The organism is Herbaspirillum rhizosphaerae, from assembly GCF_046025915.1.
In the GTDB taxonomy this organism is placed as follows: domain Bacteria; phylum Pseudomonadota; class Gammaproteobacteria; order Burkholderiales; family Burkholderiaceae_D; genus Herbaspirillum; species Herbaspirillum rhizosphaerae_A.
Genome location: NZ_JAQQFR010000002.1, coordinates 347,959 through 361,880, shown reverse-complemented (window position 1 = coordinate 361,880; position 13,922 = coordinate 347,959). Strand labels below are relative to the sequence as shown.

Below are 13,922 nucleotides of genomic sequence, written 5' to 3'. Positions count from 1 at the left end.
CTTGTGACACGATCAAGACAGATGGCGACTCGGTTGGTTCTGAATCACAGATCGGACTCACAGATCGGACTTACAGCTTGCACTGCAAAAAATCAAGAAAACAACTGATGCGTCTCGATATTTGCGTATTCCGATAATACACAGCATGGATCTTCTGGCGAAATGCCGTATGCGACTTTTCCAGCACACGCACCAAGCGCCCTTCCGCCACGTCGGCATCCGACATGAAATTGGACAGGCAGGCAATACCCTGTCCATGGATCGCGAGATGACGGATCGTTTCCCCGCTGGAGGCACGGCATGAAGGCTTGATCGGATAGCGGTCGCCGTCTTCGTGTTGCAACGGCCAATGGTTCAGCCCTTCGGGTTGCGTGAAGCCGATCAGCTGGTGACTATCGAGATCCTTGACGGTCTTGGGCGTACCGTGACGTCGCAGGTATTCCGGACTGGCCAGCAGTTGCAGACGCGCGGACGTCAACGGCTTGGCGTGCAAGGTGGAATCCTGCAATTCGCCGATGCGAATCGCAATGTCGGTACGTTGCTCGACCAGATCGATGAAACGATCATTGGTCGTCAGGTCCAGCTCGATGTCGGGATAGGCTTCGCGAAAAGCAGCGACGTGCGGCACGATACAGTGCAGCATGAACGGCGCTGAGGCGTCCACGCGCAACTTGCCGACCGGCTTCTGGCTGCGGATACGGATCGACTCTTCGGCGCGCTCCATGGCGGCGATGATGTCGCGCGCCTGCGCCAGAAATACCTGCCCTTCCTCCGTCAACTCCATCCGTCGCGTGGTGCGTGTCAGCAGGCTGGTGCCGAGCTTCTCCTCCAATCGCGTCAGCGCCCGGCTGATGCCTGATGTCGTCTGCTCCAGCACTTCCGCTGCGGCGCTCAGGCTGCCGGCCTCGACAACGGCGATGAAGATGCGCATTTCATCCGATTGCATGGTCATTGTTGACTCCAATTCAAATATTCTTTGATTTTAACGGTATTTTTCTCAACAAAGATAGGCCTCACAATGCCATACATCAAACAACCATTGGGAGTGAAATCATGCCGATTGCTTTATGGGCGCTAGCCATCAGCGCATTTGCGATAGGAACCACGGAATTCGTCATCATGGGCCTGTTGCCCGAAGTTGCCGCCAATCTGGGTACGACCTTATCCTCGGCCGGCTTGCTGGTCACCGGTTATGCGCTGGGTGTGTTCGTCGGTGGCCCGCTCGTTACCGCCACCACCGGCAAACTGCCGCGTAAAACTTTGCTGGTCGGCCTGATGGTGCTGTTCGTCATCGGCAACGTGGGTTGTGCGATCGCCCCGGACTACACCACACTCATGATTTCACGCATCATCGCCTCGTTCTCGCACGGCGCATTCTTCGGTGTCGGCTCGGTGGTTGCTACCGGTCTGGTCGCGAAGGAAAAGCAAGCTTCCGCCATCGCGCTGATGTTCACCGGCCTGACCGTAGCCAACGTCCTTGGCGTGCCTTTCGGTACCTGGCTGGGCCAGGCTTACGGTTGGCGTTCTACCTTCTGGGCGGTCAGCGCCATCGGTGTTATAGCCTTGCTGGCAACGGCGTATCTGGTGCCGCGTTCGGATGCCAAGCAGGATGCCGACTTCAGCAGCGAACTGCGCGTGTTGGGCCGTCCGCAAGTGTTGCTCGGCCTGCTGATGACCGTGCTGGGCTTCGGTGGTGTGTTTGCTGCGTTCACCTACATTGCTCCTATCCTGACCGACATCACCGGCTTCCAGCCGGGCGCCGTATCGCCAATCCTGTTGCTGTTCGGTGTTGGACTGGTGGGTGGCAATCTGCTGGGCGGTAAATTCGCCGACAAGTATCTGATGCCGACACTCGTGGTGAGTCTGGTTTTGCTGGCCGGCGTATTGGTGCTGTTTTCCTTTACCAGCCATTACAAGCTGGCTGCCGTGATCACTGTTGGTCTGCTGGGCGCCGCCGCTTTCGCCACCGTGCCACCGCTGCAAATGCGCGTGCTTGAAAAAGCGACCGGCGCACCGAATCTGGCGTCATCGGTCAACATCGCGGCCTTCAACCTAGGTAACGCTCTGGGTGCATGGCTAGGTGGCGTCACCATCGATCATGGTCCTGGCCTGCATTCAGTATCGCTGGTGGCGGCATTGATCACCGCTGGCGGTCTGGTCGTAGCCCTGATCAGTTGGAAGCTGGATCGTAAAGCTGCTCCGGCCGTCTCGATGAAAGCCGCCAACGAAGTTTGCTAAGCAACGCCACGTTCAAACCTCATCCGAATATCCACCATGAATACACAAAAAGTAGCTCTGGTAGTTGGCGCCCAAGGCGTCATCGGCCGCAACCTGATCGATCATCTGCGCGGCCTGGAAGACTGGAACATCATCGGTCTGTCGCGCCGTGGCGGCAAGTCGGACGAACGTGTGCAACACATCGCCGTAGATCTGCTTGACGCTGACGATGCGCGCGTCAAATTGGGTGGACTAAGGCAAGTCACCCACATTTTCTATGCAGCTTATCAACATCGTCCGACCTGGGCCGAGCTGGTAGCGCCAAATCTGGCGATGCTGATGAATACGCTGGAAAGCGTCGAAGCCGTGGCAGACAACCTGCAACACGTCAGCCTGATGCAGGGCTACAAGGTGTACGGCGGCCATCTCGGTCCGTTCAAGACCCCGGCGCGTGAAACCGATGCGCATTTCATGCCGCCGGAATTCATGTTCGACCAGCAAACCTATCTGGAACAACGCCAGCAAGGCAAATCGTGGACCTGGTCCGGCATCCGGCCTGCGGTAGTCGGCGGTTTTGCCTTGGGTAATCCGATGAACCTGGCGCTGGCGATTGCGGTGTATGCATCGGTGTCAAAGGAACTCGACCTGCCGTTGCGCTTTCCCGGCAAGCCGGGTGCTTACGACAAGCTGATAGAGATGACCGACGCTGGCCTGTTAGCGAAGGCTACGGTGTGGGCAGCGACCGATCCGCGCTGCGACAATCAGGCTTTCAACATCGGTAACGGCGACTTGTTCCGCTGGAGCGAGATGTGGCCGAAGATCGCAAGCTATTTCGATATGGAGGTGGCGCCACCGTTGCCTTTGTCGCTGACCTCGGTCATGGCTGACAAGGCCGACTTGTGGCACGAGATGATCGAAAAACACAATCTGGCGCCGCACAGCTTCGCCGACTTGTCGTCATGGGAATTCAGCGATTTTGTCTTCTCATGGGATTACGACATGTTCGGCGACAGCTCCAAGGCGCGGCGTTTCGGGTTTCATGAATATGTTGAGACCGAAGCGATGTTCATGGCTATCTTCGACGACTTCCGTCGCCGCAAGATCATTCCTTGAGACGATGTGCTGCAATTTGCTGTAATGAGCGCAGCGCTGTCTGAACATGCTTCATCCGCAAAAAAAGCGGGCATAAAAAAAGAGCTTACGTTATTGCGTAAGCTCTTTTTCTTTGTATCGGCAGAACGAAGAATTACTTCGACTCGCCCTTCTTGATCCATGCCGCCAACTGATGCGGGCCGAGGCCGTCATAGTCTTCAAACGGCTGATGAATCCACGGATTGGTCGGCAGATAGTCGAGATGATAGTCCGGCTCGACGATAGAACACGCCTTCCACCACAGCACAGCCGATTTGATATCGGTCACGGCCGGATAGTGTTCCTTGAGGTGCATCTGAACCTTTTGCAGGGTCACGCCGGAATCAACCAGATCGTCCACCAGCAAGACGCGGCCCGACAGGCTGCCCTTGGTGATGGTGATGTACTTGGCGATGTCCAGGCTGCTGCGAATAGTGCCGGCCGCTTCGCGGTAAGAGCTGGTCGACAGAATCGCCAGCGGCACGTCGAAGATGCGCGAAAACACATCGCCGGGACGCAAGCCGCCACGCGCCAGACACAATACCTGATCGAACTGCCAGCCAGATTCATAGACTTTCAGGGCCAGTTTTTCGATGCTGCGATTGTAGTCATCCCAGGAGACCCACAGGTCTTTATCGTCGGATATTTTCATTTTTGAGTACTCGTCTTACGGAATTGCTGTTCTTGTGAGAACGGCGAACAACAGGTTGTTCGCCGTTCGTACTGAATTGCTGGATGACTGGATTACTTGAACGGATGACGCAAAACGATGGTTTCTTCACGGTCAGGACCGGTGGAAATCATGTCGATCGGCACGCCGACCAGTTCTTGAATACGATTGATGTAGGCACGTGCATTGCTCGGCAGACCATCCAGCGATTGTACGCCGACGGTGGATTCTTTCCAGCCCGGCATTTCTTCGTAGATCGGCTGGCAGGCAGCAGCTTCTTCAGCGCCGACCGGGAAGATGTCCACGGTCTTGCCGTTGAGGGTGTAACCGGTGCACAGCTTGAGCGACTCGAGGCCGTCCAGCACGTCCAGCTTGGTCAGACACATGCCGGACACGCCATTGATCTGTACCGAACGCTTCAGCAGCGCTGCATCAAACCAGCCGCAACGACGTGCGCGACCGGTGACAGTACCGAATTCGTGGCCGACGGACGCCAGATGCTTGCCGACGCCTTCGTCAGTCGGCAGTTCTGCCGGGAACGGGCCGGAACCGACACGCGTCGTGTAAGCCTTGGTGATGCCCATGATGTAATGCAGCATGTCAGGACCGACACCAGCGCCTGCAGCGGCATTGCCGGCCACGCAGTTGCTCGAGGTCACGAATGGATACGTACCGTGGTCGACGTCCAGCAAACTGCCTTGAGCCCCTTCGAACAGCAGGTTGGCACCGTTCTGGTTGGCAATGTGCAGGTCGTTGGAGACATCGGCGACCATCGGCTTCAGACGTGGCACATTGGCCAGTGCATCGTCCAGGGTCTTCTGGAAGTCGACTGGCTGGGTCTTCAGGTATTGGGTCAGGACGAAGTTATGGTAGTCCAGGTTTTCGAGCAGCTTTTCGGCAAAACGCTTTTCGTTGAGCAAGTCGGCAACGCGGATGGCGCGGCGGGCAACCTTGTCTTCGTAGGCCGGGCCGATGCCCTTGCCTGTTGTGCCGATCTTGGCGGCTCCACGAGCGGCTTCGCGCGCAACGTCCAATGCAACGTGGTAAGGCAGGATCAGCGGACAGGCTTCGGACACTTTCAGGCGCGAAGCGACTTCGACGCCAGCAGCTTCCAGCTTGTCAATTTCACGCAGCAGATCAGGTACGGACAACACCACGCCATTGCCAATATAGCAAGCCACGCCGGCACGCATGATGCCCGACGGAATCAATTGCAGTGCGGTCTTCTTGCCGCCGATAACCAGGGTATGACCTGCATTGTGACCACCTTGGAAACGCACCACGCCTTGCGCGTGATCGGTCAGCCAATCGACGATCTTACCCTTACCTTCATCGCCCCACTGGGTACCAATGACGACGACGTTCTTTGCATTGCTTTTCTGTAACATGGCTTAACCTAAGTTTTTGATAATCCAATTTCCATTGCTGAGCTCCACTGCGCGATCGCAATCAAACTCGTCCTGGTCGTTTTCGTGTCCGGGGAGACTCTGAATCACAATTTCCCCAGCCCGACGCAATTCCGTTATTTTCTCACGCAAACCGGCCTCGGTACCCCATGGCGCGCGAATTGCACGTTTTCTTTCCGCTCCCGGCATCAGACGTGCCAATTCGCGCAAATCCATTGAAAAACCGGTTGCCGGACGTGCACGTCCGAACGCTTCACCGACGTGGTCGTAACGGCCGCCGCGCACTACCGCATTGGGCAGGCCCGGCACGTAAGCGGCAAACATCACGCCGCTGTGATAGTGGTAACCGCGCAAATCTGCCAGATCGATGGTGACGTTGGCTTCGCCGGCCAGTTGCGCCAGCGCCTTCAGTTCATCCAGCGCCTGAGTGATACCCGGCAACGACGGCAAGGCCTTACGGGCGCGTTCGATGACTTCAATATCGCCATACAGACCGGGAAGCGCCAGCAACGCGTCGCGTGTAACCGGCTGATAGTCTTTGGTCAACACTTGCAAGCCGGGAATATCTTTGGACTCCAGCAAACCAAACAACTGCGCAGCTTGCTTGTTTGCCTTGTCGTCGTTGGCGATGATGGCCCGCAATACGCCGACGTGGCAGAGATCCAGACGGACTTTAGCGATGCCGGCCAGCGCCAGCGACGCCAGTGCCAATTCCTGAATCTCGGCGTCCGCCTCCAGACCCGCGTGACCGTAGATCTCAGCACCGATCTGCAACGGTTCGCGCGTCGCGTGCAGGCCGGATGGACGTGTATGCAATACGCTGCCGGCGTAGCACAGGCGGGTCACGGAATCGCGGTTGAGCAAGTGCGCATCGATGCGCGCCACCTGCGTCGTCATGTCGGCACGCACACCGAGCGTACGTCCCGACAGCTGATCGACCAGCTTGAAGGTGCGCAGATCAGTATCTTGCCCCGCGCCCGTCAACAGAGACTCAAGGTATTCGAGCAGCGGCGGCATGACCATTTCGTAGCCATACAGGCGGAAATTGTCGAGCATGCGACGGCGCAATTCCTCAATCTTGCGTGCTTCGGACGGCAAGACATCGGCGATATTTTCAGGAAGAAGCCAGTTCGGCATAAAACAAATCAATCAGAAAAATGTGTTTAACAATGCATTCAAGCAACGCCCTTCTTACACGCGGCAAGGCACACACGTCAAAAGACGTGCATGCCTTGTAAAAATCGCATTCAATCAGGGAAACAAATATGCGGGCTACAAAATGGAAAGATGCCCTCAACAAGCAGCATCAGTCCTCTCCATCCCAGCCCTACCTATTACAATCTTGCTCTCGGTCTTGCTTTATTTCTTGGTGCTGACGCCTCCCACACCCTTGAAATATTTGAAGAACTCGGAATTAGGATCCACTACCATCAAGTCATGGCGGTTCTTGAAACTGGCGCGGTACGCCTCAAGACTGCGATAGAACTTGTAAAACTCTGGATTTTGCCCGAACGCCTGAGCATAAATCTGCGAAGCCTTGGCATCGCCGGCGCCACGAATCTTTTCCGCATCACGGTAGGCTTCCGCCAGAATCACAACGCGTTGACGATCAGCATCGGCGCGAATTTTTTCCGACTCGGCAGCACCGGTCGAACGCAATTCATTAGCGACGCGGGCACGTTCAGACTTCATCCGGTCATAAACCGAATTATTGATCTGATCGACATAGTCAACGCGGCGCAAGCGCACATCAATAATCTCGGCACCGATCTGTTTGGCTTCGATCGCAACTTTACGCTGGATTGCATCCATGACCTTGCCACGCTCGCCGGAGATCACTTCACGCACAGTGCGCTTGGTGATTTCTTCATTCAGGGCAGCCTTGACGATCTGCGACAGACGATCCTGAGCGCGACGGTCGTCACCGCCGAAGCTGATGAAGTACAGGCGCGGATCGACGATACGCCATTTAACGAAGGAGTCGACCAGTACGTTTTTCTTCTCGGCCGTGATGAAACGATCAGCATCAGGCGTATCCAGAGTCTGAATGCGCTTGTCGAGATAGATCACGTTCTGAAACGGTGGCGGCAATTTGAAATGCAGACCCGGCTCGGTCACGACCTGCTTGACCTCACCGAGGGCAAACACGATTGCCGACTGCCGTTGCTCGACGACGAAGATAGTGGACGACAGCAGCCAGAGGGCAACAATGACGGCAATAACGCTGGTAATCAGGCGGCTCATTAGCGCACCTCGCGATCACGGGAATCACGTGCATCCCGATTGCGGGAATCACGCTGAACATCTACTGAGTACACTGGGTCGCTTCCTGGAAGTGTTGGCGTTGTCGCGGCTGCCGCCGGCGCGGTTGCTGGCTTCGCGGCATTTGCACCGTTGGCGCCATCGGTTTGCTGAATCAGTTTGTCCAATGGCAAATACAACAGATTATTACCGCTCTTGGCGTCCACCATGACCTTGGTGGTATTGGTGAAGATCTGCTGCATTGTTTCCAGATACATACGGTCACGCGTTACTGCAGGTGCTTTTTGGTATTCCTCCAGAACCTGCTTGAAACGTGCTCCATCGCCCTCTGCGTTGGCGACGATACGCGAACGGTAGGCTTCCGCTTCCTCCAGCAAACGAGATGCGGCACCGCTAGCCTTAGGAATCACGTCGTTGGCGTAAGCCTGACCTTCATTCTTTTGGCGCTCGCGATCCTGACCAGCTTTGACGGCATCATCAAATGCCGCCTGCACTTGCTCAGGCGGTTGCACGCCTTGCATGGTGACATTGGTGATCTGCACGCCGGACTTATAGCGATCCAGAATTTGCTGCATCAGTTGACCGACGTCGAGCGCAACCTTTTCACGGCCTTCGTAGAGGACGAAGTCCATCTTGCTGCGGCCGACGATTTCGCGAATCGCAGTTTCAGCAACCTGGCGCACAGTTTCATCCTGATCGCGATTGTTGAACAGCCATTCAGCGGCATTCTTGAGTTTGTATTGCACCGCGAACTGGATATCGATGATGTTTTCATCATCGGTCAGCATCAGTGCTTCTTTGAGTTGCTTATTCTTGGCATTGCTGCGATAGCCGATTTCCGCCGTGCGCACTTGCGAAACATTGACGATCTCATGGCTTTGCACCGGATACGGCCAGCGCCAGTTAAAACCTGGCAATGTCGTGTGGCTGTATTTGCCGAAGGTCATGACGACTGCGGTCTGGCCTTCCTGCACAATGAAGAAACCGCTCGCCAGCCACAGGAAGGCAACGATCACAGCAATGACACCTACACCGATGCCGGCGCCTTTGATGTCACCGCGATTGAAATTGCCGTCGCCGTTGTCGGAACCGCCACCACCACGCTTGCCGAACAAACGGCTTACACGCTGATTGAAGTCACGCCAGAGCTGATCGAGATCCGGAGGTCCGTCTTCCGGCTTCTTGTTGCCGTTACCACCGTTATTCTGATTTTGACGGTTATTGTCATCTTGCGAACCGCGACCCCATTGAGGGTCGTTCAGCGAGAATTTCAAACCGAGTTTTTTGAATAGAGAAACAAGCATGCGTTGCGATCCGGCTTAATTATTAAATTGAATCAAAAGGGAATGCCCGCCAACTTCGGGAACTGCTTGATCTACCTTATGCCAGCTCTGCCAGCTTCGAGATCAAGCGCAACGATCAGGCTTGCTGATCACATTCGATCAAAGTACCCGACGAACGACTGAAGCGACCTAATGCGCGTGCACATCTTGAGAATCGACAACCTGAGACTGCGCACCCCTGCGCGCCTCGATCGAAGACCTGAGTGAATCGGCAATTGCTTGCCGCAACAAATCCAGGCCTGCACCGGTTTTCGCACTAATAAAAACCCGGTGGATTCTACCATACTCGTCATACTCGACTGCCGGTTCCAGCTCGGCAGCGTCGATCTTGTTCCAGATCAGAATCTGCGGAATGTGATCCGCGCCGATCTCTTTGAGCACCAGATTGACCTGCTCAATCTGCTCCATCCGTACCGGACTTGCTGCATCGACAACATGCAACAGCAAATCGGCATGAATGGTTTCTTCCAGGGTTGCACGAAAAGCTGCGACCAATTGGTGAGGCAATTCACGGATAAAGCCGACCGTGTCGGAAATCACGACATGACCCACTTCCCCAAGGTAGACGCGGCGCGAAGTCGTATCGAGGGTCGCAAACAACTGATTTGCCGCATAAACGCCCGCTTTGGCCATGGCATTGAAGACCGTGGATTTGCCGGCATTGGTATAGCCGACCAGAGAAACTGAAAACGTATCGTTGCGACCACGCGCGCGGCGCTGCGTGGCATGTTGGCGATGTAACTTTGCCAATTGGCCGCGTAACGCCTTGACGCGATCGCCGAGCAAACGACGGTCGGTTTCGAGTTGCGTTTCACCAGGTCCACGCAAACCGATACCACCCTTTTGGCGCTCCAAGTGAGTCCAGCCGCGAATAAGGCGCGTCGCCAAATGTTGCAACTGAGCCAACTCGACCTGAACCTTGCCTTCATGGCTTTTGGCGCGTTGGGCAAAGATATCGAGAATCAGGCTGGTGCGATCAAGCACACGCGTCTTCAGCACGCGCTCCAGATTGCGCTGCTGAGCAGGAGATAAAGCGTGATTGAAGATAACAATGTCGAGTTGCAGGTCGGCGACGGCGTCGGCGACTTCTTGCGCCTTGCCGGAACCGACAAACAAGGCTGCGTCCGGACTGGCGCGCTTGCCTGTAATGGTGGTAACAGGCTCGGCGCCAGCGGACTTGGCCAGCAAAAACAGTTCATCCAGACTTGCAGCAAAATCGCTCTTGCCGAAATCCAGGCCGACTAGCGCGGCACGCATATCAGTATGCACACGGCATAGCGCCGGCTGGATAAACCATTATTCCGCTTCTGCCGAATCGAGGCTCAGATTGACAGCGCGGGCTGGTACGACTGTGGAAATGGCGTGCTTGTATACCATTTGGGTGACGGTGTTGCGCAGCAGGACGACGTACTGGTCGAACGACTCCACGTGACCTTGCAGTTTGATGCCGTTTACCAAATAAATGGAAACGGGGACGTGTTCTTTTCTTAAGGCATTAAGAAATGGGTCTTGTAACAATTGCCCTTTGTTGCTCATGGCAGCTCCACTGTGTTGTTGTGATTAGGATTTGGAGGCACCTGACAAAATTTCAAGTGCTTTACCAATCTACGCGTTATGAATGTAAACGATTTCCTACCTACCGCCAAGATTGGTGACTATTTATCTTGGCGAATGAAAGGATTCTTGCTCGAGCGGAACTCGATACGGAGTGGAGTGCCAACCAACGAGAAAGTTTCACGAAAATGTTTTTCGAGATAACGTTTATAGCTCTCATCCACGCCTTCAAGCGCGTTGCCGTGGATCACCACGACGGGCGGATTCATGCCGCCCTGATGCGCGTAGCGCAGTTTCGGACGAATGGATCCCTTGCGGCGCGGTTGCTGATGTTCGACCGCTTCAATCAGTGCACGCGTGAGTTTCGGCGTGGTCAGGTTGGACATCGCAGCGGCATAAGCCGAGTCGATGGACTTCATCACCGGGCCGATGCCGGTCGACTTCAGCGCTGAGATGAAATGGAATTTCGCGAACGACAGGAAGCTTAGCTTGCGCTCCAGATCCATCTTGATTTCGTCGCGACGATCGCTCTGCAGACCATCCCACTTGTTGACGCCAACCACCAGTGCGCGTCCCGATTCCAATACAAAACCGGCAATGTGAGCATCCTGCTCGGAGATATCCTGCTGTGCATCGAGCAACAGCAAAACGACGTTGGTTTCGGAAATCGACTGCAGCGTTTTCACGACGGAAAACTTTTCAATCGCTTCGAATACTTTGCCCCGACGACGAATACCAGCGGTATCGATCAGCGTGTATTGCTTGCCTTCGCGCTCGAAGGGAATTTCGATCGAGTCGCGCGTCGTACCCGGCATGTCGAACGCGATGACGCGTTCTTCGCCGAGCAAAGTATTGACCAGCGTCGACTTACCGACATTCGGGCGGCCGACAATAGCGATCTTGATACCGCGCGCGACGTCAACTTCTTCACCGAGATCGGGACGTTGAGCAAGCGCGATATCCAAAGCCTCATCGACGAGGTCGGCAACACCGTCACCGTGTGCTGCGGAGATCACATATGGATCGCCCATCCCCAGTTCATAGAAATCGGCGGTTACCGAGGTGTACTTCATGCCTTCGGCCTTATTGACCACGAGCATGACCGAACGCCCCGACTTACGTAGAAAATCTGTGATGGTCTTATCGTGCGGGGTCAACCCCTGGCGACCATCGACGATAAATATCACGACATCGGCCTCGACCACTGCCTGCTTGGTCTGTTTGGCCATTTCATACATGATGCCCTCTTTGGCAACCGGCTCGAAACCACCGGTATCAATCACCAAAAAGGGGCGTTCGCCGACCCGGCCTTCGCCGTAGTGACGATCCCGGGTCAGCCCGGGCAAGTCTGCGACCAGCGCATCACGTGAACGGGTGAGCCGATTAAACAATGTCGACTTACCGACATTGGGACGACCAACAAGTGCAATAACCGGCTTCATTAAATATTATTCTGCCGCCAAGGCGACCAGTGTTCCTGCTTGAGTTTGAAAAACGACGTTTTGCCCAGCGGCAATCGGCGTCACTTGAATCGGGCTGCCGTCAGTACTTGTACGGGCGACGAAAGAACCATCGTCACGCGACAAGAAATGGATGTAACCCTGATAATCGCCCACTGCGACCGCTTTGCCAACAGCAATCGGCGCGGACAGACGGCGATAAGACAATTTGGTGTTGTGCCACATGGAGGCACCGGTATCGCGAACGAATTCGGTCACGCCACCCTTGTCGTCTGCGGAGTAGACATAACGATCATCCAGCGTCACGCCGGAGTCGCTCGAAAACTCTTTGCCCCAGCGAACGTTGCCATTGCTGACATCGAAACAGCCAATACGACCTTGATATGCCACTGCACAAACATCGCGTACACCCAGAGCCGGCACACCGGACACGTCGGCGATACGTTCGAGCTCAGTGGTACCACGCGGATCGCCAACGGCAACTTCCCAGCGGGGACCACCGTTATTCAATGCCAGAGCCGACAAACGGCCACCCGGCAACGCAACGTAGGCGCTCTGCGAATCCAACACGATGCCAGGCGCGGTACGCAATGTCAGCGTCGGCAACGGACGCAGGATACTCCAGCGGCGAGTGCCGTTTTCAGCATCGAATGCAGTGATGCGGTTGTCGATACTGCGCACGACGACCAGACCATAGCCGACCGCTGGTGCGGACAATACCTCGGTCGGCGCCGATGCCTTCCACAGCGACTTGCCGCTGGCGTCGAACGCCTGAACAACACCTTTCTCACCCACAACTGCAACCGTATTGCCATCGCTACCGACACCTGCAGTCAGCGACCCAGCGCTAATACGCCATATTGCTTGACCAGTCGCAGCATTCACACGCACGACGGTGCCATCAGCTCCTGCAGCAAAAATGCTGTCAGCCGCAAAAACCGGGCTGAATTGAAAATTACCAGCCTTACCAACCGAAGTCGTCCAGACAGTTTTAGTGCGCAAAGTTTGCTTGAATTCAACCAACGCCGCCGGCGGATTGACTTCCTTTTTGCTGGAAAACAGCGAGCAACCAGACAACAGAGCAACTGCAGCCAATGCGCTCAGTTTGACAGCCAACGAACCTGCACGCATGGAAACGACTTGTGATTCGACTTGTGACTCACGACGCATATTGTTTTTCCTCTTACCGAATTTCACGATGTTGGAGTGCGGTTATAGCAATGATCAGGCGGCAGCTTTGGCTGGAGCGCCGCCGATAGCATCAAGCTTCAACTGAATCAGCTGACGACCCGGGCTGCGTTGGTCTGTTTTGTCCAGCGCCAGCTGATAGGCGGCACGTGCATCATCACGCTTATCCTGGGCGACAAGAATATCACCCTTGCGATCCGCGACCGCACCGGCAAACTGCGCAGGAAAATCACCTGCCAGCAGCTTGAGCGCATCGTCATAGGCCTTGGCGTCAAGCAGCAAACCAGCCATGCGAATCGACGCAATTGCCTTGTATTCGGCATCACGGCCGTGGTCGATCACCCATTGCAGCTGCTTCTTGGCTGTTTCAGTGTCGTTGGCATCAAAGGCCACCTTGGCAGACACCAGGGCACTCATTTGCGCATAAGCAGTACCGCTGAACTTATCTTGCATGTCGGTCGCTGCGCGCAATACCTTGGCATTGTCCTTCGCTTCGACAGCACGCTGCTGCTCGTCGTAAAGCTGCGAAGCCTGCTGGGATTGCTTGTTCTGATAAATATTCCAGCCGCTCCAGGCGGCATAAGCTGCCAGCGCGATGATCAACACCCAGGTCAGAAGATTGCCGTACTTGCTCCACCAAGCCTTGATGGAAGCCAACTGTTCTTGTTCTTCGAGATCGTATGCCATGAAA

General features: G+C 55.5%; 13 protein-coding genes. 2 read left to right on the top strand and 11 right to left on the bottom strand.

The features are described from left to right. Nucleotides 1-70: 70 nt before the first annotated feature. Nucleotides 71-952, bottom strand: a complete 882-nt coding sequence (locus PQR63_RS04265) for a LysR substrate-binding domain-containing protein (protein ID WP_408165912.1) — start codon at nt 950-952, stop codon at nt 71-73. A gap of 101 nt (nt 953-1,053) precedes the next feature. Here PQR63_RS04265 and PQR63_RS04260 point away from each other — a divergent pair, with 101 nt between their 5' ends. Together PQR63_RS04260 and PQR63_RS04255 are read left to right on the top strand one after the other, a co-directional pair. After that, nucleotides 1,054-2,238, top strand: coding sequence for an MFS transporter (locus PQR63_RS04260; protein WP_408165910.1), 1,185 nt, complete (start codon nt 1,054-1,056; stop codon nt 2,236-2,238). Nucleotides 2,239-2,274: 36 nt separating this feature from the next. Next, complete coding sequence (locus PQR63_RS04255; protein ID WP_408165908.1) at nt 2,275-3,330, top strand: SDR family oxidoreductase; 1,056 nt, start codon at nt 2,275-2,277, stop codon at nt 3,328-3,330. Nucleotides 3,331-3,463: 133 nt separating this feature from the next. On the opposite strand, the gene PQR63_RS04250 is transcribed toward PQR63_RS04255, so the two are convergent. The 10 genes from PQR63_RS04250 to PQR63_RS04205 form a co-directional block, all read right to left on the bottom strand. Next, nucleotides 3,464-4,000 (bottom strand): phosphoribosyltransferase, encoded by a 537-nt coding sequence (locus PQR63_RS04250; protein ID WP_408165906.1) that lies wholly within the window; start codon nt 3,998-4,000, stop codon nt 3,464-3,466. 92 nt (nt 4,001-4,092) lie between these two features. Next, nucleotides 4,093-5,406, bottom strand: a complete 1,314-nt coding sequence (locus PQR63_RS04245; RefSeq protein WP_408165904.1) for an adenylosuccinate synthase — start codon at nt 5,404-5,406, stop codon at nt 4,093-4,095. A 3-nt stretch (nt 5,407-5,409) separates the two neighbouring features. Next, complete coding sequence (locus PQR63_RS04240; protein ID WP_408165903.1) at nt 5,410-6,561, bottom strand: ATP phosphoribosyltransferase regulatory subunit; 1,152 nt, start codon at nt 6,559-6,561, stop codon at nt 5,410-5,412. A gap of 222 nt (nt 6,562-6,783) precedes the next feature. Beyond that, nucleotides 6,784-7,668, bottom strand: coding sequence for a protease modulator HflC (hflC, locus tag PQR63_RS04235; protein WP_408165901.1), 885 nt, complete (start codon nt 7,666-7,668; stop codon nt 6,784-6,786). Then, complete coding sequence (gene hflK / locus PQR63_RS04230) at nt 7,668-8,990, bottom strand: FtsH protease activity modulator HflK (RefSeq protein ID WP_408165899.1); 1,323 nt, start codon at nt 8,988-8,990, stop codon at nt 7,668-7,670. The genes hflC and hflK overlap by 1 nt, the downstream gene beginning before the upstream one ends. A gap of 168 nt (nt 8,991-9,158) precedes the next feature. Further along, on the bottom strand, nt 9,159-10,286 hold the full coding sequence (gene hflX / locus PQR63_RS04225) for a GTPase HflX (protein ID WP_094563408.1): 1,128 nt from the start codon (nt 10,284-10,286) through the stop codon (nt 9,159-9,161). A gap of 39 nt (nt 10,287-10,325) precedes the next feature. Beyond that, the gene (gene hfq / locus PQR63_RS04220) at nt 10,326-10,565 is read right to left on the bottom strand and encodes an RNA chaperone Hfq (RefSeq protein WP_034297704.1); all 240 of its coding nucleotides are present in this window, start codon (nt 10,563-10,565) and stop codon (nt 10,326-10,328) included. Nucleotides 10,566-10,684: 119 nt separating this feature from the next. Beyond that, a complete protein-coding gene (der, locus tag PQR63_RS04215; RefSeq protein ID WP_408165896.1) occupies nt 10,685-12,025 on the bottom strand; it encodes a ribosome biogenesis GTPase Der in 1,341 nt (446 codons plus the stop codon). Between the two features lie 6 nt (nt 12,026-12,031). Then, complete coding sequence (bamB, locus tag PQR63_RS04210) at nt 12,032-13,213, bottom strand: outer membrane protein assembly factor BamB (RefSeq protein WP_408165894.1); 1,182 nt, start codon at nt 13,211-13,213, stop codon at nt 12,032-12,034. 54 nt (nt 13,214-13,267) lie between these two features. Further along, a complete protein-coding gene (locus PQR63_RS04205; protein ID WP_408165892.1) occupies nt 13,268-13,918 on the bottom strand; it encodes a tetratricopeptide repeat protein in 651 nt (216 codons plus the stop codon). Nucleotides 13,919-13,922 lie beyond the last annotated feature (4 nt).